The organism is Tissierella pigra (assembly GCF_009695605.1).
GTDB lineage: Bacteria > Bacillota > Clostridia > Tissierellales > Tissierellaceae > Tissierella > Tissierella pigra.
The window spans coordinates 40,643-60,046 of the sequence record NZ_VUNQ01000008.1; the positions used below are offsets into that span (position 1 = coordinate 40,643).

At 29.4% G+C, this 19,404-nt stretch carries 25 protein-coding genes; 3 read left to right on the forward strand and 22 right to left on the reverse strand.

Features of this window, described 5'->3' with window-relative positions; genetic code table 11:
• Nucleotides 1-61: 61 nt before the first annotated feature.
• The 17 genes from FYJ83_RS05205 to FYJ83_RS05280 form a co-directional block, all read right to left on the reverse strand.
• On the reverse strand, nucleotides 62-277 hold the full coding sequence (locus FYJ83_RS05205; RefSeq protein ID WP_154439278.1) for a hypothetical protein: 216 nt from the start codon (nucleotides 275-277) through the stop codon (nucleotides 62-64).
• Entirely contained in the window at nucleotides 277-1,383 is a 1,107-nt protein-coding gene (locus FYJ83_RS05210) for a GerAB/ArcD/ProY family transporter (protein ID WP_154439279.1), read from the reverse strand. Before FYJ83_RS05210 ends, FYJ83_RS05205 begins: the two co-directional genes overlap by 1 nt.
• A complete protein-coding gene (locus FYJ83_RS05215; RefSeq protein WP_154439280.1) occupies nucleotides 1,384-2,556 on the reverse strand; it encodes a Ger(x)C family spore germination protein in 1,173 nt (390 codons plus the stop codon).
• Nucleotides 2,557-2,582: 26 nt separating this feature from the next.
• Entirely contained in the window at nucleotides 2,583-4,133 is a 1,551-nt protein-coding gene (locus tag FYJ83_RS05220; protein WP_195837922.1) for a spore germination protein, read from the reverse strand.
• Nucleotides 4,134-4,264: 131 nt separating this feature from the next.
• The gene (locus FYJ83_RS05225; protein WP_154439282.1) at nucleotides 4,265-4,783 is read right to left on the reverse strand and encodes a GNAT family N-acetyltransferase; all 519 of its coding nucleotides are present in this window, start codon (nucleotides 4,781-4,783) and stop codon (nucleotides 4,265-4,267) included.
• A 20-nt stretch (nucleotides 4,784-4,803) separates the two neighbouring features.
• Nucleotides 4,804-5,343: a GNAT family N-acetyltransferase gene (locus FYJ83_RS05230; RefSeq protein ID WP_154439283.1), complete on the reverse strand. Its 540-nt coding sequence runs from the start codon at nucleotides 5,341-5,343 to the stop codon at nucleotides 4,804-4,806.
• Nucleotides 5,344-5,384: 41 nt separating this feature from the next.
• Nucleotides 5,385-5,945, reverse strand: coding sequence for a DEAD/DEAH box helicase family protein (locus FYJ83_RS05235; protein ID WP_154439284.1), 561 nt, complete (start codon nucleotides 5,943-5,945; stop codon nucleotides 5,385-5,387).
• Nucleotides 5,946-5,985: 40 nt separating this feature from the next.
• Complete coding sequence (locus FYJ83_RS05240) at nucleotides 5,986-6,837, reverse strand: MBL fold metallo-hydrolase (RefSeq protein WP_154439285.1); 852 nt, start codon at nucleotides 6,835-6,837, stop codon at nucleotides 5,986-5,988.
• Between the two features lie 159 nt (nucleotides 6,838-6,996).
• A complete protein-coding gene (locus tag FYJ83_RS05245) occupies nucleotides 6,997-7,413 on the reverse strand; it encodes an NUDIX hydrolase (protein ID WP_154439286.1) in 417 nt (138 codons plus the stop codon).
• Between the two features lie 69 nt (nucleotides 7,414-7,482).
• Nucleotides 7,483-8,019, reverse strand: a complete 537-nt coding sequence (locus FYJ83_RS05250; RefSeq protein ID WP_154439287.1) for a GNAT family N-acetyltransferase — start codon at nucleotides 8,017-8,019, stop codon at nucleotides 7,483-7,485.
• Nucleotides 8,020-8,070: 51 nt separating this feature from the next.
• The gene (gene mtnN, locus FYJ83_RS20205; protein WP_216584915.1) at nucleotides 8,071-8,442 is read right to left on the reverse strand and encodes a 5'-methylthioadenosine/S-adenosylhomocysteine nucleosidase; all 372 of its coding nucleotides are present in this window, start codon (nucleotides 8,440-8,442) and stop codon (nucleotides 8,071-8,073) included.
• Entirely contained in the window at nucleotides 8,420-8,758 is a 339-nt protein-coding gene (gene mtnN, locus FYJ83_RS20210; RefSeq protein WP_216584914.1) for a 5'-methylthioadenosine/S-adenosylhomocysteine nucleosidase, read from the reverse strand. Before mtnN (FYJ83_RS20210) ends, mtnN (FYJ83_RS20205) begins: the two co-directional genes overlap by 23 nt.
• Nucleotides 8,759-8,800: 42 nt before the next feature.
• On the reverse strand, nucleotides 8,801-9,370 hold the full coding sequence (locus FYJ83_RS05260) for a class I SAM-dependent methyltransferase (protein WP_154439288.1): 570 nt from the start codon (nucleotides 9,368-9,370) through the stop codon (nucleotides 8,801-8,803).
• A 45-nt stretch (nucleotides 9,371-9,415) separates the two neighbouring features.
• Complete coding sequence (locus FYJ83_RS05265; protein WP_154439289.1) at nucleotides 9,416-9,964, reverse strand: GNAT family N-acetyltransferase; 549 nt, start codon at nucleotides 9,962-9,964, stop codon at nucleotides 9,416-9,418.
• 77 nt (nucleotides 9,965-10,041) lie between these two features.
• A complete protein-coding gene (locus tag FYJ83_RS05270) occupies nucleotides 10,042-10,545 on the reverse strand; it encodes a GNAT family N-acetyltransferase (protein WP_154439290.1) in 504 nt (167 codons plus the stop codon).
• Between the two features lie 21 nt (nucleotides 10,546-10,566).
• A complete protein-coding gene (locus FYJ83_RS05275; RefSeq protein WP_154439291.1) occupies nucleotides 10,567-11,604 on the reverse strand; it encodes a DmpA family aminopeptidase in 1,038 nt (345 codons plus the stop codon).
• A gap of 181 nt (nucleotides 11,605-11,785) precedes the next feature.
• The gene (locus FYJ83_RS05280) at nucleotides 11,786-12,526 is read right to left on the reverse strand and encodes a SagB/ThcOx family dehydrogenase (RefSeq protein WP_154439292.1); all 741 of its coding nucleotides are present in this window, start codon (nucleotides 12,524-12,526) and stop codon (nucleotides 11,786-11,788) included.
• Between the two features lie 359 nt (nucleotides 12,527-12,885).
• Here FYJ83_RS05280 and sfsA point away from each other — a divergent pair, with 359 nt between their 5' ends.
• Together sfsA and FYJ83_RS05290 are read left to right on the forward strand one after the other, a co-directional pair.
• Entirely contained in the window at nucleotides 12,886-13,587 is a 702-nt protein-coding gene (gene sfsA / locus FYJ83_RS05285; protein WP_154439293.1) for a DNA/RNA nuclease SfsA, read from the forward strand.
• 104 nt (nucleotides 13,588-13,691) lie between these two features.
• Nucleotides 13,692-14,714: an alpha-hydroxy-acid oxidizing protein gene (locus FYJ83_RS05290; RefSeq protein ID WP_154439294.1), complete on the forward strand. Its 1,023-nt coding sequence runs from the start codon at nucleotides 13,692-13,694 to the stop codon at nucleotides 14,712-14,714.
• 84 nt (nucleotides 14,715-14,798) lie between these two features.
• On the opposite strand, the gene FYJ83_RS05295 is transcribed toward FYJ83_RS05290, so the two are convergent.
• The 5 genes from FYJ83_RS05295 to FYJ83_RS05315 form a co-directional block, all read right to left on the reverse strand.
• Entirely contained in the window at nucleotides 14,799-15,356 is a 558-nt protein-coding gene (locus tag FYJ83_RS05295; RefSeq protein WP_154439295.1) for a signal peptidase II, read from the reverse strand.
• Between the two features lie 123 nt (nucleotides 15,357-15,479).
• Nucleotides 15,480-16,247, reverse strand: a complete 768-nt coding sequence (locus FYJ83_RS05300) for a Nif3-like dinuclear metal center hexameric protein (RefSeq protein WP_154439296.1) — start codon at nucleotides 16,245-16,247, stop codon at nucleotides 15,480-15,482.
• A gap of 97 nt (nucleotides 16,248-16,344) precedes the next feature.
• Entirely contained in the window at nucleotides 16,345-17,214 is an 870-nt protein-coding gene (locus FYJ83_RS05305; protein WP_154439297.1) for a phosphotransferase, read from the reverse strand.
• 43 nt (nucleotides 17,215-17,257) lie between these two features.
• The gene (locus tag FYJ83_RS05310) at nucleotides 17,258-17,821 is read right to left on the reverse strand and encodes a histidine phosphatase family protein (protein ID WP_195837923.1); all 564 of its coding nucleotides are present in this window, start codon (nucleotides 17,819-17,821) and stop codon (nucleotides 17,258-17,260) included.
• 51 nt (nucleotides 17,822-17,872) lie between these two features.
• Nucleotides 17,873-18,151 (reverse strand): hypothetical protein, encoded by a 279-nt coding sequence (locus tag FYJ83_RS05315; RefSeq protein ID WP_154439299.1) that lies wholly within the window; start codon nucleotides 18,149-18,151, stop codon nucleotides 17,873-17,875.
• Nucleotides 18,152-18,646: 495 nt separating this feature from the next.
• Here FYJ83_RS05315 and FYJ83_RS05320 point away from each other — a divergent pair, with 495 nt between their 5' ends.
• Entirely contained in the window at nucleotides 18,647-19,396 is a 750-nt protein-coding gene (locus FYJ83_RS05320) for a DUF2087 domain-containing protein (RefSeq protein WP_154439300.1), read from the forward strand.
• Nucleotides 19,397-19,404: the final 8 nt, after the last annotated feature.

Below are 19,404 nucleotides of genomic sequence, written 5' to 3' on the forward strand. Positions count from 1 at the left end.
TTTAATAAAAACCATAAAAAACAAATAACTATAAAATTTGATAATCAAATCTTATAGTTATTTACTCATATCCTAATCCTAATACGTCTCTGACAAATTTATCTAAGGCAAGCATAATACTTGGTAGTCTGTAGTCTAATACATACAAAGTTGATAAAATAAAGGCTACTATCATTAGAAATATAGTTACTTTAAGTTCTTTATTTTTATTTGCTTTTATTAAATCTCCCAAATCCATTAATCCTACTATTGTAAATACTATTAATACATATACCATTAAATCATCCCTTTTTTTAGTTTAGGCAACTTTCTAATTTTTGCAACTATGATTGTAATAAATGGTAATATGGTTTCAAACATAAACCATTGAAAAGGTGCTGTTTTGCTTGCTGAATTCATGTGTACTATTATTGAAGGATATATACTAAAGGAATACATAATAATAATTATTCCTACACTTATAACTAAGGATTTAAAGGATTTTAAATTGAAAATATATGCAATACTCATAACTGTAACATAGTATAGTATACAAATTTTAAAAAACATAAGCATAATCAAACTAACTGCAAACAGGACTTCTATCCTGCTTAATCCAGAATATATACTTATGAGCCTAAGAGTTTCAAAGGGAGGCAAAGCGAATATCTTTATTGTATTCCCAAGTACTGCTGTATCCCTAATAACTATAGTTAATAGAGTCAATCCCCCTATTATAAAACCGTAAGTATAATATTTTCTTCTTTGCTTAGGTTCAATTTCTAAATTTGGATGAATCATTAAAAATACCATAACCTCACCAAAGGGAATAGTTGATATAATATGAGCTCCTTGAATATATATCATTCTCGGTTGATTAAGCATAGGTAAAAAATTATCTATTTTCATTTGATTCATAGTTAGAAAACTTGTGGAAATAACTATGAATATTGCAATTAATGTGAAAAACATGCTGTATCTAGTTACAACCTCTATTCCATTTCTTACAGCCCAAGCACATAACAACATGAATATTCCTAAAATAATTATGGCAGGAGTTTTTTGCATAGTTGTCTTATGTACAAAATCTCCTAAATCTTTTATATTTAAGGATGATAGTGTCATAAAAAACCATAGATACACTATTGAAAATAATTTTCCTATAATAGGACCAAAAACTATATCGTTTACTTCTACTAAATTTTTATCTGGAAATATTTTCATAATATATGTGTATATTAACAGAGAAGGTATTGAAACTATAAAACCTAATATTGTAACTATCCAGGAATCTTGTTTTGTAATGGATGTGAAAAAAGATGTCAATAGAGATGAAGATTGTAAAAAGCAAGCCACTGTAAACATAAATTGAATCCCTGAAATTTTTCCTTTATCTATTTTCATTTAATTTTCCTCTTTCATATTTAAAGAATTTACAATTTTACCAGTATCAATTAAATTTAATTCTATTTTAGTAGATAATTCAACTTCTTGATACATATCGTTCCAATTATTTTTTATTTCCTCCCATTGTTTAGGAAACTTCTTATGGAACTCTTCACCAAATCTTAAAAAATCTGCATTCAATTCTTTACTCTTGTTGAAGCAGGTTTGTATTTCTCTATTTATAACTTTTTTGCCTTCTTCTAATAATGTATCTGTTACTGCTTTAACTGTCATATTATCAAATCCCTGTATCTCAGAAATTACAATATCTCCAATAATTTCCAATGATATTATCAGCTTATTTTCATTATTAATTTCTGGTTCTAGATTATATTTAATATTACTTATATTTAAATTTGAAAACCCCTCTTCTATATCAATCTCTATAAAAGTGGTTTTAAATTTATCCATAATCCAAGTATATCCCCTAGTTTCAATTTCATTTAACTGTCCAATAAGTCCTCCATCATTAAAAATAGCCAGTCCTGATAAAAGTAATCTTAACTCTTTTTCGTGCTCCTCTAATCTTACAATTGGGATTGTAGGTGCTGTAGTTTCTTCTATTATCATAGAAACTAGATCCAGTACTCTTACTGAGTAAGACTCACTATATCTATTAGTGGCATCAACCATCCTAGTAATTCCTGAAGAAAACGCACTATCCTGCTCCATACTATTATGAAGAATATCCTTAGCTTTACCTTCTGCAACAAAAACTAATGTTTCCATACGCATATCCTGCTGTCTAAGAAAGGCATCTATATAAGGTTTAATTCCTTTTTCAGCTTGTTCTTTTCCAAATATAACTGCCTGATTATGATGCATAAACAAATCCCTAGTAACTTGTTTCTGAAGTTTTTCTATGGCAGATAATATTCCCTTTGCTTCTGTCTCTAAAATGATTGAACTATCATTAGTATTTGCCCCTTCCAAAGGGGAAGTGTTATGTTGACTTACCCTCTCTATTTGTAATATAAATTCAATTTTATCCTCATCCTCTGTTGCATCTATACCAACACCAGTTACTATTGAAATAGTATCCAACTCCTTATTATCCCAACATCCTGTTAAAATAAAAGTAATTGGTATAATTACAATAATTTTAAATAATATCAGCTTTTTAATTACCATATATTTACCTCTATTTTTCTATATTATTATTTTTTTCCATTTGGAGGAATAAAAGTCTTTTTCCTTTTTTCATCTATATAAGATAATCCTTTTGGTCTATCTTCCATAACCCATAGGGGTAATCTGACAAAGCTGTCTTGCTGATCCCTTGAAAACTTTACAGAGGCAAAATATGGTATACCAAAAGGCTCTAATATGGCTAAATGTATAAGCACACCTAAAAATCCTACAGATAATCCAAATCCACCTAATGCAGACGCTAGAAACATCATAATTATCCTAAGTATAGAAATAGAATCTCCTTGATCTGGTATTATAAATTCAGATACAGCACCTATTGCAACTGTTATTACCATAGGTGCTCCTACTATTCCAGCAGAAACTGCTGCATCTCCCATGATTAAAGCACCTACTATACTAATTGCTTGACCTACAGGACGTGGTAGTCGGAGTCCTGCTTCTCTTAATATTTCAAATGATATAACCATTATTAGTGCCTCTATTATAGCAGGGAATGGAGTTGCCTCTCTGGCTTTTGCTACTGTAAACAAAAGAGTCGTTGGAATCAATTCTTGATGAAAAGTTGTTAATGCAATAAAACCTGGAACTGCATATATTGCAATAAAATATGCAAAAAATCTCATTAGTCTAATAAGAGAGGCGTATATTGGCCTTACATAATAGTCCTCTGCACTTTGAAAACTTTCCACAAATAACATGGGAACCGTTAATACAAAAGGACTTCCATCTACTACAACTGCAATACGTCCCTCAAGTATTTTTGCGGCAATAACATCAGGTTTTTCACTATATCCTATTGTAGGAAATATAGAAAAGGGATAATCTTCAATATATTGTTCTATATAACCGGAGTCCATTATAGAGTCTACATCTATTGCTCTTAACCTGTTTCTTAAAGTTTGCAACACTTCTGGTTTTGCTACTCCTTCTATATATGCAATACATATATTAGTATATGTTTTTCTTCCAATTATCATATTTTCCATTTTAAGTTTAGGACTCTTAATTCTCCTTCTTATAAGAGAGGTATTTGTTCTAAAGTCTTCCGTAAATCCTTCTCTTGGACCTCTGACTACAGACTCTGTCTGTGGTTCTGTTACACTTCTTTTCTCCCAGCCTTTTGTACTAATAACTAGTCCTGTAGAAAGTCCATCTACTAATAATATAGTATTTCCAGAAAGACATCCTTCAAATAAATTTGAATATATACTACTTTCTGTAATATCCCCTAAACAAATAATAGATTTCTTCAAATTCATCATGGTAAAGTTCTCTATTGCATTTTCTTCAAAATTCTTATTTAATATAATAGGTTTTAATATGCTCTCTGTAATCTCTAGATTATCTACAAGTCCATCAATATATATAAGCACTCCGCTGAATTCACAGTTGCTGCCAAATATAAACTCATGTATTTTTATATCATTGCTATCACCTAAGATTAGTCTAAAAAACTCTATATTTTCAGCTAAACTCATGGATATATCTTTTTCTAAATAATCTGCATCGTGGTGTTCTTCTTTATTATAATGTTGCCACAATACAATCTTCTTCATAATATAACTAAACAGCATTCATAACAACGCCTTTCCATTATGTTATAAACAATTATTAACAGTTTCTTTTTACATTATTCAACAAATAACAAAATAGATGGCAATTGCCATCTATTTTACTCCTAAGTATTCTATGTCCTTAATCTCAAAACATAAGAATATCCATCTTCAGTTTCTTTATATTTTTTAAATCCTGCCTTTTCAAAAGTCTTCTGTGAGCTTATATTATAGGAATATATTTCATTGACATATATCTTATCAAACATAAGTAGTTCTGCTCGCTGTATTAATGCTCTAATGACTTTATATCCTATTCCCTTGCCACGATAATCTTTATGTCCTATTACTATGGGCATATCCTCTTTCCAAAATGTTACATCTCCTATTGGAATATATTTGTTTTCTTCCTTAATTTCAATAAAGTATAGTTCTCCCTTATTATTTAAATAATCATACATTCTTTTAAGTTTATCAATAGTATATAATTCAGCATCTTTCCCATCAACTAGTTCTACTGTTTCCTTATCCCTATACCAATCTAGAGCAAAATTAAATTTACCATCAAATTTTCTTAAGCGTAAATTCCTATCTATATTGATAAATTCAGGTTGATGAGTATCCTGATTATTGGATATTTCCAATATTATCATTTCCCTTCATAGTTTCTATATCATTTCCATTCTCGTTTAAGTATTCCATAAACCAAAGAATTTACATAACCATCGCACAGCAACTCTCCATCTCGAATTATACCTTCTTTAGTAAATCCTAATCTCTCTGGAATAGCTCCACTTTTAAAATTATCTTCTGCACATCTAATTTCTACTCTATTTAATTCCAAAGTATTGAAGGCATAATCAACAAATACTCTACATGCCTTTGTCATTATTCCTTTACCTACAAATCTTTCGTTTAACCAATAACCAATACTTATTCCTTTTATACTTGGATTTATATTATGAAAACCTATAACTCCCGCGAATTCTCCTTTGTACCAAATTCCAGCATCAAATCCCTTATTTTCAGCATATTGCCTTTTGCTGTTATCTATAAATGCTCTTGTATCAATTGCAGATTTTGTAGTATCAACCCATGGTAAATACTTCCTTAAATGTTTTCTACTAGAATCTATTGATTTGAATATTTCCTCAGCATATTGCACATTAACTAATCTTAATTCTATATCATTATCAATTATATGTTTAAACATTGATTATCTCTCCATTTCTTTCACTCAAATTCTAATATTTATTATAGCTTAAATCTTTCTTTAATCATTTCTGCTACTTCCAATGGCTCTAATGCTGTATTATTTATTCTAATATAGTTTTCATTTTTAATCTCACCATCTATTGAATTTAATCTATATTTCTTCATAGAACTTATTAACTCATTTTCTGAAAACTCCAGATTTCTCTTAGTAGGTTTATGCTCTAATCTAAGAGGACTCTTGTTACGTTCCAATCTTTCCTCTAATTCTGCTTCAAGCTCTACAAAATAAATCTCTCCGCCTTTTGACTTAAATATATTACAAACACTATCTACATAATCCCAATCTTCCTGCATATTAAAGGCCCATACATAAGTGAATATTAATCCTTTTAAGTCACTTTTTGCTACCTCTTCAAATATTTCTTGACGGAATAAACTAACTAATCTTTTTCCCTCCTTTGAACCATAACTAAAAAAATTAGATACCAGTTCAATGGTCATATGATTATGAAAAAGCTTTAGTCCAGTTATTTCTGCTAACTCCTGTCCAACAGTCATTTTACCAACTGCCTGTGGTCCAAATACTATAACCAATTTCATTTACTATCACCCACCTATTTTGCTTAAATAATATTTTATTCTATCTTTTAACTTTATTCATATCAGCAAAACAATTAATAAAGAAAATTTCATTTTCAGAAGGTTCTCTGTTAAATTTATCAATGAATTTCTTTATTCCATCTTCATTAGATTTGTTATTTCCCACTATTTCACTAGCCACTCTTAAATCATTCCAAAAATCAGTGATTTCTTTTCTATCACATAGGGACTCATGAGATGCTATATAATACTCTACACCATTATATCCCTCTATAAGGTCTATCATATTAAATAATTTGTCTTTATCATATCCATATAAACTATCATATCTTCTACCATATATGGAGTCTCCTAAAAACATGGTTTTCTCTTCTGGAATATATATCATAGTAGAGTCATCTGTATGAGGCCCTCCTATTGCTTTAATAATACAATTCACTCCACCTAAATCAAGCTCTAAACTGTCCTTATAGGTAATATCAATTTCCCCTATTTCAATGTCTTCTCTATCCTCAATTTCTTTTTTTATACATTCAACAGAAAACTTAGATAATATTCCATTTTCAATATGCTCTTCCAAGGACTCATCGTCCCACTTTAAATCTCTCATTTTATCAATTTCTTCTTTTGTATTCTCATGTGCAATAGTTATTAAATTCATCTCTTTTATTCCTAACACATGATCCCAATGATGATGAGTTAAAACTAAATACTTAATAGGTGCTATATCAACTTGTTCCAGTTCTTTCAAAAATTCCTTTGCATGATTTGGAGAATTTCCAGAATCAATAATCATACTATATTTTTTACCTGATATTACCCCTAATATAGGTCTATCAGTTTCATCTTTATGTTCCATATAAAAGATTTTATCAGACAGTTTATGTAACATAAATTAACCCCCTTTATTATAAATTCTTTCTATTCTTTATTCGTCTACTACTACCTAACAGATAAGCTATATACAATTTCATCATCAATAATTCTATCAGTATCTTCAAATCCAGTTATCCTGGTTTATCTCTCTAAAGCCTATATACATATATATTCCTTATATTTTATTGCAACTACTTTTGATGTCATCCCAATTCCATTTCATCATTTTTACTCTAAATACTTCGTACATCATTTGCAATGACTTTTCGTCTGTGTCTATCCATTGAAATCCATCATGTTCATCTGATAATCTTACTTCGCCTTCTTCAAATTCACATAAGTATATAATCCCTGTTATTTGATAATCCTCTCTAATTAAATTCCATGTATCTAATAATTTTATTGGTTTAACAACTAGCCCTGTCTCTTCAATCATTTCACGCTTTAAAGTTTCTTCTGCTGTTTCACCAAATTCCATTCGTCCACCTGGTAGTTCCCACAGGTTTTCTTCTACTCCTTTATTGTGCATCACTAAGAATTTTCCTTCCTTGAAGATTAATGCCTTAACTCCAATATCTATTCTCTTACCCATGATAATCTCCCCCATTTTACAATTCAAAAATTATATAAAAAACCGCTAACTCACTCTAATCTCTCATGTCTAATTAATTTCTAATCCCATAAATATGGAACTATAATACTTACCATCAATATAAAATTCTCTAGATATAATTCCTTCTTTTTTAAAGCCTAGTTTTGTATATAGATTTATAGCTGTTTCATTATCCTCCCTTACTCTTAAATTGATTTTCCTTACTACATTCCCTTTTTCTGCCCAGTCTATCATATATTTAATTAACTCTTTTCCTATTCCTAGCCCCCAGTATCTTTTAGCAACACTAATGCCAAATTCTCCTGTATGTTTAGTTCTTTGTCTAGCCCGTCCACTATAATTTAAGCTTCCAGCTATTTCATTTTCAATCTCAGCTATAAGATATATTTTATTTTCTACACCTATATGACTTTCAAGTATAGCTTCTTCCTTTTCAATGGTTATGTTAAATTCATTGTCCCCAAATGTAAGAAAATCTGATTCTCCACCTATTTTATTTACATATCTTATTAGATTTAAGGCATCTTCTTTTTTTGCTGTCCTAATAGTTAGATTTTGTCCATTTTTCAACTTTAATTGTTTCATTATATCTCACTCCAATCATTATTCCTTAGAATATTCCTTAACTATATAATATTACAACATTTGCAGCATACTCAAAACGATTTCTGCTGATTTATTAGCCGCAATAGTTTCAAAATCATTATAACTAATTGTAGCCTCATCATCAGCATTATCTGATATACTTCTGATGACCACAAAAGGTATATTATTTATATAAGCAACATGTCCTATTGCAGATCCTTCCATTTCAACACAATGTGGTGAGTAGTCTCTAAGTAGATTTTTCTTTATTTTGCTATCTTGAATAAAGCTTTCTCCGCTTATTATTCTTCCAATATGATAATTCCAATTTTCACTATAATGTGATTTACATGCGTTGACAGCAATTTCAATTAATTTTTTATCAGATTCAAAACAATCTCTATAGGGAAAACAATTTTCCATCTGAGCCCTTTCTTACATCATGATGTGTTACATTGTTAGATATTACTACATCGCATATTTTAACTGATTCATGTAATCCTCCAGCAATTCCTGTATTTATAATACTGTCTACTTGAAATCTGTCGATTAAAATTTGTGTACATGAGGCTGCATTTACTTTACCTTCACCACAGCGGGTTATGATAACCTCTTTATCATCTATAGAACCTAAAAAGAAATCAAATCCAGCAATATTATCTTCTTTATTAATATTAATCTTATTTTTTAATAACTCAATTTCTGGAGCCATAGCACCTATAATTCCAATTTTTTTCATGATTTTCACCTCTTAAATATATATTACTTAAATGATTGCGATTTATTTTTTAAATATTATTTTAAACACCTTATCTCTTACTTCCTCTTTTATTACGTTGAATCCAATACTTTCTCCAATGTCAATAAAATATTCAATATCCTGAACTTTATCTTTTCTTGAAATCCCATAGCCAGTTTTAATTAATCTAATAGGAGTTTCTATTTCAAGCTGGATTACAAAAATATCTTTTATACCACCATCATATTCTGGTATCATGGCATCCCACAAAACAAATTCTCCATTATCCTTTAATACTCTATATATCTCTTTAAAAACCTTTTCGTGATAATTATTATCTATATACATTAATGTAAAAAAGGATGTTACAGAATCAAATGTATTATCTAAAAAAGACAATTCTTTTGCATCCATAACTATTTTTAGGGGTTCTTCAGGAGCTTCTTCCAACTCATCTATCCTTGGGTCAATGGAAATTACCCTATTACCATAGCATAATCCTATTATCCCTTCTCCACCTCCGCCAATATCTAAAATCCATTGTCCCGTCAGTTCTCTTTCTACTTTTATTTTCTGATTTCCAACAACATACATTCTTTCCTCTTGATTCAATTTACTTCACCCCTTATTAGTTGGAATATGTTTTTAACACTATTATTATAAGTTACTCAATTCAAGATTCCTCCATTCTTCAAAAAGTATAGCCATGGAATACTCGTCCCAATATTTACCATCTCTAAAGAGTTCTTGCTTTAAAATTCCTTCAACTTTAAATCCACATTTCTCATAACATTTTTTTGCCCTTTCATTAAATGCAAATACATTTAATTTAATCTTATTTATATTCATTTGTTCAAATATAAACTTATTTAAAGTCCTTATTGAATCTGTACCATATCCTTTACTCCAATAGTTTTTATCTCCAATATATATTCCTATTATGGCTACTCTGTTTAACCAATTAACATTGTTTATTCCACAGCCTCCAATATATTTTCCCGTTTCTAAATCTTCTATGGCAAAATTATAAGTATCTTTAGAATTCAAAAGACTTTCAAACCATTTTTCTTCCTCCTCAAGTATCATGGGATAGGGTATTTTATTTACTAATAACTTCTTTACCTCACTGTCATTCATATATTCATAAGCCAACTTAATATCTTCTTTTTTATATGCTCTTAATTTTACTTTATCTCCGTAGTACAACAAACTCTCCTCCTTATGTTCATATAATAAGCACTTACATTACATGAATTTTTCCTTAAATAAAGACTTGAATAAAACTATACCTCTATATCATCTAAATCCCTAAACATAACATATACATCTACATATCCCAATTCTAAATGTCTATATGCTTTAGGAAGTGTACCTACAATTTCAAATCCCAAACCCTTCCATAAATTTACAGCTTTAGTATTAGTAGAAATTACAAAGTTAAACTGCATTGCCTTAAATCCTGCTTTTTTAGCCTCCTTTAAACAATGTTCTCCCATTAGTCTGCCTAGTCCTTTTCCTCGAGATTCAGACGAAACCATAAATGATGCGTTTGATACATGAGAGCCTAAATCAGGTTGATTAGCAATTAATTTATACATTCCAAGAATCTTTCCATCACATTCTGCAACATAGGATATAACCTTATTTCCAAACCAATAGTCATATGCTACTTCTTCACTAGAATTTGGAGAGAATACATAGGTGTCCCCTTTCACTACAACATCTTTAAATATATTCCATATATCTTCAAAATCCTTCTCTTCTGCTTTTCTTATATTTATATTCATACTGATTCATCCTTTCTATAGTTATATCAATTCATTTAATGAATATACTTTCTTCCCATCTCTACCAACAGAACTAGTGGAACATATTAATGAATTCAATATTGCCTCTTCAGTGGCTTCAACTATAGCTTTAAAAACTTTATTTATCTTATTTTCATTAATTACCTTAATATCAACTACATTATCTTCTTCATAATGCTTAATTATATTAGCTGTTGAAAATCCTATGACTATCTCCCCACTTCCATTGCCTGTATAACTACCAGTCCTTGATATACCAGGATATACCCTCTTTATAATTCTTTTAAGCTGTCTTGAAGATAGGGGAATATCTGTAGCCAATAGTATAATTATAGACCCTTTTTCTTCTGTTGAATTTTTTTGATTAATCTTTTCAACAAGTTTAGGTCCTATATGTTCTCCATTTAAAATAAAATCTTCTAATGAGCCAAAATTACTTAAAACCAATATTCCCACTGTATATTTTTTATCTCCTAATTCAATAATCCTAGATGATGAACCAATACCACCTTTTAAACCATAACAAATCATACCTGTACCAGCTCCAACATTTCCCTCAGCAAATTCAACATCACATTTCTCTATGGCATCAAAGATATGATCTTGTTTTATATGAAGACCTCTAATATCATTTATTACACCATCATTACATTCACATATAATAGGATTTACAGTACCTGTTGTATCTCCAATATCTTCATTTTGCTTTAGCATATATCTTATTAAGGTTTCATGTGCAACTCCTACACTAAGGGTATTAGTTAAGACTATAGGTGTTTCTATAGTACCAAGTTCTTCAATCTGAACAAGACCAGTAGATTTTCCAAATCCATTTATAATATGACTGGCAGCTATTAGCTTTTTTCTAAATATATTCCCATCATGGGGTAGTATCACTGTTACTCCAGTTTTTATGTCCCCATTATCTAAAGTTGTATGTCCTACCTTTACTCCCTTTACATCAGTAATAGAGTTATTTTTACCTATTGAGAAAGTACCTATATTTATTCCATAATCTCTTATCTTTTTATTTACCATAAATATCACCTCATAAGTTTCAAAAGTAAATTGTCTTATGATACCATATATATACTGATGAAATCAAGATTTTTTCTCAAAACCTTTCATTATTTAAAATAATTATAATAATTTAAATTTATATAGCCTCAAGTTTTCCTTACTTGAGGCTATGTAATGACTTAATAATGTTTATAAACAATTAAATTTTACTTACAGGAGCCATGTAAATTACAAACTCATCTTCTCCATCTACATCTATCATTTTATCCATAAGATTTTGGTCATATGCTGCTATGGCACAAGTACCTAATCCTAGCACTTCACAAGCAATATATAAGGCATGACACACATGTCCTGCATCTATTAACATTACCTTATGAGAACGTTTATCGTATCTCCACTCTCCTCTATATGGTATACAACTCCATATAAAATTTACTGCAGCACTTCCAGCAAATTTCTGTCCCAAAGTTCCATCTGTTATTTTATCTTTTATATTTTTTTCTTCATATAAAAATAAAAGTTTATGTTCCAATGAAAGGTATCTATAGATTCCTTCTTTAAGCCCATGTACATTTTGAATAGCCAAATAAGTTTCAAAAGGATGTCTTGCTCCAGCTGATGCCACTGGTCTTACTGTTGCATAATTATCTCCTCTAATTTCCTTTACTCCTTGAGTAGCCCATAAAAGATATGACAATTCATCTATAGTTAAAGCTTCAGTTGTATATTCACGATGACTTTTCCTATCTGCAATACAATTGTGTATATCTTTCTTAGATATAATTTCTCTATTTATTTCTGGTAAATCAATTATTTCGGAATCATTATCATAAGGTTTTTGAAGTGGTGGTTGGGGAAGTTGCTTTTTCTGGTCAGACAAAATATCTTCCATAAAACCTGATTTCATAAAATTTCTGTTTTCTTCAAATCTTTTCATTAGAATTCTCCTTTATAAAAAATATAATATATTATAATATTCTATATTTGTTTCAAAATTCCTTCTTTTCTTCTATAGGATTTTCCTTTCATCAACTTTAGTAGTTTATTGAATATTTCTTTATTTTCTTTAATCTTTCTGTATGTTTTAAGGGATTCGAGAAATATGAACCTACTGTACTGGCAACCTTTTTAAATTTATATTATCTCAATACCTAATTTTTATTTTCTAGAAATAATTGCTGTTGATTTCAATATCTTTATCTATATCTTCATGAGTACTTAAAATGGAAAATTTGATATATATAGTCTATGATGATAAAATCAATATATTAAATACTAGTTGTAAAAGGAGAAAATATGAAGTATAAAAAAATCTTAAAAGGAATATTTTTAGAAAGACCTAATAGGTTTGTAGCTAAGGTTTTAATAGATGGAAAAGAAGAAACTGTTCATGTTAAAAATACTGGAAGATGTAGAGAATTACTTTTACCAAGGGCAAAAGTTATACTGGAGGATTGCAGTGATAATCCAAATAGAAAAACTAAATACTCTCTTATATCTGTTTGGAAAGGAGATATGTTAGTAAATATGGATTCTCAAGTTCCTAATGCAGTTGTTTATCAAGCCCTTAAAGAAAATAAAATCCCTGAAATTACAGATTTAAGCAAAGTCAGAAGAGAAGTTAGTTTTGGCAATTCTAGGTTTGATATATATTTTGAATCTGAAAATCAAAAAGGATTTATTGAGGTAAAAGGAGTTACTTTAGAACATCAAGGTATTTCTATGTTTCCAGATGCACCTACTGAAAGAGGGACTAAACATATATTAGAAATGATTTTAGCAACAAAGGAAGGCTATAGAGGAATAATATTTTTTCTAGTGCAAATGAAAGGTCCCGATTTATTTAGACCTCATTGGGAGATGGATAGTAAATTTTCTGAAGCTTTAAAACTTGCTAAAGAAAATGGAGTTGAAGTACTTATATATGATTCCATTGTAAAAGATAATAGCATTGAAATAGGTAAGCCTATTGAGCTTGACCTTATTACTAGACCTTAACTTTATAATATTTTATTGTTTTTAAACAAACTTTAAAGTTTTGTATATCTTCTGTATAATACAATTGTTATTATATTAATTATAACTAATAGGAGGGGTTGAATTTGAATATAAATGAAGTTAGAAAAATTGCAAAAGAAAAAATGAAGGGATATTGTAGAGTATGTCCTGTATGTAATGGTGTTGCTTGTGCAGGAGAAGTTCCAGGAATGGGAGGTTCACTGACAGGCTCTGCTTTCAAATCTAATATAGAGGATTTAAATAAGGTTAAAGTAAGGCTTAAAACTATTCATGAGGCCAAAGAACCTAACTTAGATTTTAATTTCTTTGATATAAAACTTGATGCGCCAATAATCAGTGCTCCAATAACTGGTACTGAATTTAATATGGGTGGTGCTTTAAGTGAGGATGAGTATATAGATAGTGTAGTAAATGGCAGTTTAACTGCTGGTACTATAGCCATGATTGGAGATTCTGCTGTTCCAGAGTTATATGATTCTGGCATTGACGCTCTTAGAAAAGTTCATGGTAAAGGTGTTGCTATTATAAAACCTAAAAAAAATGAAGTTGTTATAGAAGCATTAAGGAAAGCAGAAAATATCAATGCCATTGCAGCTGGAATGGATATTGATGGTGCTGGACTTGTTACTATGGCTTTAAAAGGTACTCCAGTTGGACCTAAAACTGTAGAAGAATTAAAAGAAATTATATCCTCTACTAATTTGCCTTTTATATTAAAAGGTATAATGACAAAAGAAGAAGCTCTATTAGCTGTGGAAGTTGGTGCAAAGGCAATAGTAGTATCAAATCATGGAGGTAGAGTATTGGATCATGCACAGTCTACAGCTAAAGTTTTACCTGAAATAGCTGAAGCTGTTAAAGGGAAGATAATGATTCTTGTAGATGGAGGAATCCGTACAGGAGTAGATGTGTTTAAAATGATTGCCTTAGGTGCAGATGGAATTTTAATAGGCAGACCTATTGTTATTGGTGCTTTCGGTGGCTATAGGGAAGGTGTTTCTTTGACAATTCAAGATATGAGAAACCAACTTCTTCAAACTATGATATTAACTGGTGCAAAAGACTTAACTTCCATCAATAAATCCATGATCTCCATTGAATGGTAAAATATGAAATGTTAGTCTATTATACTAAAAAATAATCTTAATTAGTTAAAAAAGTTGTAGGAGTTTTTTCTACAACTTTTTTAACTATTCTCCTCTTGTTAGAAAATCATTTTTAATAAATTTAATATAATCCTTTAACAGTTCTTTATCATTGATTTTAGAAGCCTTTTTCCTATCTTTTACTATTAGTATAATTACTAATACTTCAAAAATAGTTAAATAACAATCCTTTAGGTCAAATACAAAGAATCCTTTTAATAATATATAGTCTAGACTCCCATTCCAAAAAACTTTGTCTATTAATGAGCATATAGTCCCTGCAAATAAAAATATCTTCATTGTATTAATCATTGAATTCTTTGTACCTTTAGCTTCTAAATATTTAAAAGCATAGTAACTAAAAAACAAAACAAATATTACAAGAAGTATATGAAAAATCCTACCCCAACCCAAATTAAATAATGAGTTTATATATGAATAGTTGTCATTTAAAACAGGTGCAAAGTATAATATATTTTCTATTATTGGAGCTTTCACACCATAGTAAGCTTTGACTATTATCTTAATCCCCTGCTCCAGTATAATTAAAGATAGAATCATGATTTTAGTAAATTCATTCTTACTTTTTATTATCTTCTTCATACTTATCTCCTAACCCGTTTATTCTTTGAACCTATTTTCTAATTTTTGCTACTGGATTCCATTCGTCTTTTCTATTTCTAGATACTTCATAATTTACTTGAAATATATATTTTCTTATTATACCTATATTGAATTTTGGGTTGTTTCTAAGTGTTCTTCTTTTAATCTAACTATTTCAATATCCTTATATTTATCCTTAATCTTCTTAGCAAGACTTTGGATTCCAAATACTTCAGTAAAAGTATGACTTCCTACTATTAAATTTATCCCTACGAATTTTGCATATTCAATTGTATATAATACTTTTTCACCGGTTATATAAACATCACAATTTCTTTCTACTGCTTCTCGTACATCTGTAGTAAAGCCTCCACCACCACAAACTAAACCTACTCTTTTTATTTCTCTATCATTAAATTGCCATGATTGTACTGGTTCTTCTAATACGATTTCTATCCTCTCAACTAAGTCTTTAAAATTGATAGGTTCTCTAAATTCAGCAACTCTTCCGCAGAAAAATCCTTCTTCTTTATGAGTCTTTTCAATAATTTCTAATCCTAACTTTTCAATTAAAGAATTATTCGTTCCAAAGTCGGAATCATCTAATGGAAGATGGTTAAAATAATGTGAGATACTATATTCTAAAAGCTTTTCTTTGCAGGATTCTTTCAGCCCATATATAAATTCCCAGGCATCATGATGAGTTACTATTAAATCAACATTATTCTTTCTTGCTTCTTCAATGGTTTCAAGTGTTAAATTTGTACAATACCCAACTCTTTTTATATCTTCTGTACCTCTTACTGTTATCCCACTTTCTTCATGAAAGTTTTCATTGTCTCCAGTAGTAAATAATCCTAATATATATTGTTCTATTTCTTTTAATTTCATGTTTATCCTCCTTTAAATTTTTTACTATTCATTTAGATCTTCTCAGATACTATGTTCTTATACATTTCTATTCTTACTCTAGAATTATCTCTATAAATTAAAGTATATTTAATATCCCCTTATACAATTCCCCATTGTCAACTTTATCTAATGCCTCATTTGCCCAATTTGGAAATATATCTCTCTTGCAGGCTTGTATTAAACTAACCAAAATTGAAATAACCTCATCTATCTTCTTTTCATTTTGATTTATTTCTCCGTATTCACTTATAAATATGTTACCAGCCTCATCAGATAAAGAAGAGCAGACATTTCTTATATCACTATATCTAAATCCTACTCCCAACATATTATAGTCAAACATAAATGCCTCTTTCTTATCTTTTCTAACCACTAGATTAGTCCAATAAAAATCATTATAAGTAAAAGTTTCCTCAAATTCCTCAATCTTTAGAAATATTAAATCTAAATGTTCGATTAAAAGCTGCCATACTTTATTATCTCTAGTATTTGTTTTATTCATAATCAATTCTAGATTCTCTTTTGTTATATAATCAATCTCCTTATAGAACCTCCTATCATTGTTTTTTAAAAACTTTACCCCTTCATAATGCAATTTTTTATACCATGATGCCAAAGCTTTTGCTACCTCTATGTCTGAAAGATCAGATTCAATCCCTAGGCGATAATGTAGACTTTTATCCAAATCTTCCATTAATAAAGTATTTTCCGTATATCCCATTACTTCTATTATAGGTATATCTAGACTTTTTAAGATTTCATAATACTTAATTTCCCTTCTAAATTCATCTTTTTCAAAATACTTAATCACTAAATCTTTATTCTTATATTTTATCCTATAGAGATAAACTCCATTTTGATTTCTAATCTCTTTCAAATTATCTATTTTATCATGAGATAGTCCTAGTAATGACAATTCTTGATAAATATGTTTTAATACATTCAAATAAACACTTCCTTTTTTACTGCCATCATTTTATCCTAATATATTAATTATCCTCTATAAAACCACACCATTTAAAATTTTCATCATATTCTACTTCAATAATTCCACAATAAGGTATCTGTCTTTCAAATTTAAACTGTCTCATTAACATCCCATGACTTACAACAATAATTTTATTATACTCTAAATATTTCTTTAAACTATGATTAGCTCTAATAAACAAATTCTCTAGATTCTCCCACTTCTTTTCTATATTCTCAGGACATATACCTTTATGAACTGCACACTGTCTACTGGCATTTATTGCAAATTCATCTGAATCAAATGTAAATGTTAAATCCGGCAGCCATTCATGTAAATCTAGCTCTATCTCAATGTCTAAGTTTCGTTCTTTAGAAATAATTGCTGCTGTTTGTAAAGCTCTTGTATATGGAGAAGAAACTATCAATTCTGAACCATCTAATAACCTATCTCTAGCTGCTTTTCTAGCTTGTTCTTTTCCAAGTAAAGTTAGTTCTGATAAATCTCTTCCATGTCCTATATATTTCCGTTTACTTACCTTTGAATAGTCTGGTTCTCCATGCCTAACAAAAATTAATTTTGTCATTAACATACTTCCTTTCTCTTGATCTCTTGGTATAATATATTATCTAACTTTTTACTTTAAATCCACTGTTGCTTTCTTCGTCATTTTCACAAGAATTTTTCCCATTGGTAATGAAAAAGCATAACTAAATCTTACTGATATTTTATCAGCAAATGAAGGAGTAATGATAAATTTCTTGCTGTCTATATTTTTAATAAACCCTTTTCCTACTTTCTCAGAAGATGCTTTAAATTCTTTCGGAATTGGAAATGGCGAAGATGACTTTGTATCAGTCAAAGGTGGATGCATTATATGAAATGTAATGCCACTATCTTCATATCCAATATTCATACATTTAGTAAAAGCTTCTATAGAAAATCTATCTATTACTTTATTCTATAACTCTTATTAAATTCCTTCTTTTTATAGAATTTTTTTATTTAAAAATAGTATAAAAATCTAATTATCCGAATAAGCACTGGACTTATCACATTTTATCAAGGTCAAAACCTCTCAATTGACTACTAATTTACTACTTATGAATGAGCTTTGCTAGCAGTGAAGTATTTCGACTAGCAGACCAAAGCAACGCAAGTATCACAATTTGATTGGGTGCTAGAAATAGTGAAGGTAACTGAAAAATAATTAAATGATATAGCCAATAGTGTAGATAAGTTATTGAGCATATGACTTATCTACACTGTAATAAAGTATTTATCTATTAAAAATAGGTAGTGAAAGTTTCATAATATCTTCCTCATATTACGTTACGATGAAATTAATTGTTGACAATATTTATAAACAATATTACAATATGTTTATAAATGTAAAAGGAGAACCATAGATATGGATTACGGAAAACTTACATTAGATGAGTTGAAGAAAGGTTATAGGTATAATAAAGAAAGTGATACCTATATTTGCAACTATTGTGAGCAACGCTTTGAAGTTGGACAGATTTTTTCAATTGACAACAATTTTTATGTGGCCGAACACGCTGCTGCTAAACACATAAAAGCCACCCATGGAAGTAATTTATCACAATTAATTACTTCCGAAACAAAATACAACACTTTAACCCAGAATCAAAAAGAATTGCTAACTCTCTTTAGCTCTGGAATGTCTGATAAGGATATGGCAAAAAAATTAGGGATTACAGAGGCAACTATTAGAAGGCAACGCTTTACGTTCCGAGAAAAAGCAAAACAGGCAAAATTATATTTATCTATATATGAGCAAGTTTTTGAAACAAAAACACCTGTAGAAAATGCTATAGTTCCTATTCATAATAATGCTATATATGTAGATGATCGTTATTTAATTACAGAGCAAGAAAAACAGAATATTTTAGATACATTTTTCAGTAGTCTATCCCCCCTTGTTCTGAAAGCTTTTTCGCCCAAAGAAAAGAAAAAGGTTGTTATTCTTACTAAGATAGCTGAGCAATTTGAAAAAGGTAAAAATTATAGTGAAAAAGAAGTTAATCAAATCTTAAAACCAATTTTTGAGGATTATATAAGCATTAGACGCTATTTAATTATGTATGGTTTTATGGAACGTACACAGGATGGCTCAAAATACTGGTTAACAAAATAAAGGAGGTA